Source organism: Streptomyces amritsarensis, assembly GCF_001953875.1.
GTDB classification, from domain to species: Bacteria; Actinomycetota; Actinomycetes; order Streptomycetales; family Streptomycetaceae; genus Streptomyces; species Streptomyces amritsarensis.
Genome location: NZ_MQUR01000202.1, coordinates 1 through 1,832, shown reverse-complemented (window position 1 = coordinate 1,832; position 1,832 = coordinate 1). Strand labels below are relative to the sequence as shown.

Sequence of the window (1,832 nt, the reverse complement as noted above, 5' to 3'; positions counted from 1 at the left end):
GCTCATCACCACCGCTGCCCAGGCAGCGGCCGACCGGCTCGCGCACGACATCATCGCGTACGACGTCAGCGACGTGCTGTCGATCACCGACGCCTTCCTGCTCGCCTCGGCGCCCAACGACCGTCAGGTCAAGTCGATCGTCGACGAGATCGAGGAGCGCCTGCAGAAGGAGCTCGGCGCCAAGCCGGTGCGCCGTGAGGGCGACCGCGACGCCCGCTGGATCCTGCTCGACTACGTCGACATCGTCGTCCACGTCCAGCACAGCGAGGAGCGGGTCTTCTACGCGCTGGAGCGCCTGTGGAAGGACTGCCCCGAGATCGAGCTCCCCGAGGACGCCAAGCTCACCATCGGCAAGGCCGAGGAGCACGCCAAGCTGCGGGAGGCGGCGGGCGACGACGACCTGGACGGTGATCTGTTCTGAGCGCGACGCACGCGGCCACCGCGGCCAGGTCCGGCAGGAAGATCGTCCTCTGGCGGCACGGCCAGACCTCGTGGAACCTGGAGCGGCGCTTCCAGGGGTCCACGGACATCGAGCTGACCGAGACGGGCCTGGCGCAGGCGCGCCGCTCCGCTCGGCTGCTCGCCTCGCTGAAGCCGGACGCCATCGTCGCGTCCGACCTGAAGCGGGCCGCCGCCACCGCGGCCGAGCTGGCCGCCGTCACGGGCCTGCCCGTGGCGCACACCGAGGCGCTGCGCGAGACGTACGCCGGTGAGTGGCAGGGCCTGACGCACGAGGAGATCGTCGAGAAGTACGGCGAGCAGTACGCGGCGTGGAAGCGCGGCGAGCCGGTGCGCCGGGGCGGCGGTGAGCTGGAGACCGAGGTGGCCGACCGCGCCGCTCCCGTGGTGCTGGACCACACCGGCCGGCTGCCCGCGAACGGCACGCTCGTCGTGGTCAGCCACGGCGGCACCATCCGTACGACCATCGGCCGTCTGCTGGGCCTCGAGGCGCACTCCTGGGAGAGCCTGGGCGGTCTCTCCAACTGCTGCTGGTCCGTCCTCGGCGAGGGCGCGCGCGGCTGGCGTCTGCTGGAGCACAACGCCGGCACCCTGCCGGAACCGGTGCTCGGCGACGACGACTGAGCGGGCTCCCTGCCGCTTCCCACCGGGCCCGCGACCCGGATTTCACTTTCCGGCTGGTCACAGGCTAGAGTTCTTCTTGTTCGCAGCGAAGAACACCGGAGACGGGGGAAGCGCAGCGGAGAGCGGGGCTATAGCTCAGTTGGTAGAGCGCCTGCATGGCATGCAGGAGGTCAGGAGTTCAATTCTCCTTAGCTCCACAATCAGGATCCCGTCCCCAAGTGGGGGCGGGATCCTTGTTTTTGTACCCTTTGCGTTTGCTGACCTGGCCCGCACCGGCGTGGCAGAATCGGACGGCCGGAGGGGGAGTCGACGGCCCGACGCGGGAGGGAGTCGCGAACGGATGGGTGCACACCGGCGCCGGTGCGACTGGTGCAACAACGGGACGCCGATCGTGCGGGACATGGACCCGGTCAACCCCGACTACCAGTACTGGTGCGAGGAATGCGCGCGGGCGCTGATCATAAAAGGCGACCCGATCGAGACGTACCGCGAGCTGGAAGGGGAGCCGATCTACGGACGGCTGCTCGACGAGCACTGCACGCTCAAACGCTTCTATCAGTTCGCGAGAGCGTGACGGATCGTTGCAAATCGGACATGGCCCGCGGTTCGCGGAAACCGATTTTTGGACCAGGGCCATGACCGTGTAATGTTTGGGACGTCGCCAAGGGGAACCGGCAAGGGAAACCGAAGCGGCAAGCAGGGCAAGGGGCTATAGCTCAGTTGGTAGAGCGCCTGCATGGCATGCAGGA

General features: G+C 68.2%; 3 protein-coding genes and 1 tRNA gene. All 4 read left to right on the top strand.

All coding sequences use genetic code 11. The features are described from left to right. A partial coding sequence (rsfS, locus tag AVW11_RS35500) for a ribosome silencing factor (RefSeq protein ID WP_076047079.1) occupies nucleotides 1–421 on the top strand: 421 nt, incomplete at its 5' end. Continuing rightward, nucleotides 418–1,083, top strand: a complete 666-nt coding sequence (locus AVW11_RS35495) for a histidine phosphatase family protein (RefSeq protein WP_060178050.1) — start codon at nucleotides 418–420, stop codon at nucleotides 1,081–1,083. The genes rsfS and AVW11_RS35495, both read left to right, overlap by 4 nt. 124 nt (nucleotides 1,084–1,207) lie before the next feature. Beyond that, a tRNA-Ala gene (locus AVW11_RS35490) sits at nucleotides 1,208–1,280 on the top strand. A gap of 143 nt (nucleotides 1,281–1,423) precedes the next feature. Then, nucleotides 1,424–1,657 carry a hypothetical protein gene (locus AVW11_RS35485; protein WP_008738908.1) on the top strand — a complete coding sequence of 78 codons (234 nt, stop codon included), beginning with the start codon at nucleotides 1,424–1,426 and terminating at the stop codon, nucleotides 1,655–1,657. The last annotated feature ends 175 nt before the right edge of the window (nucleotides 1,658–1,832 follow it).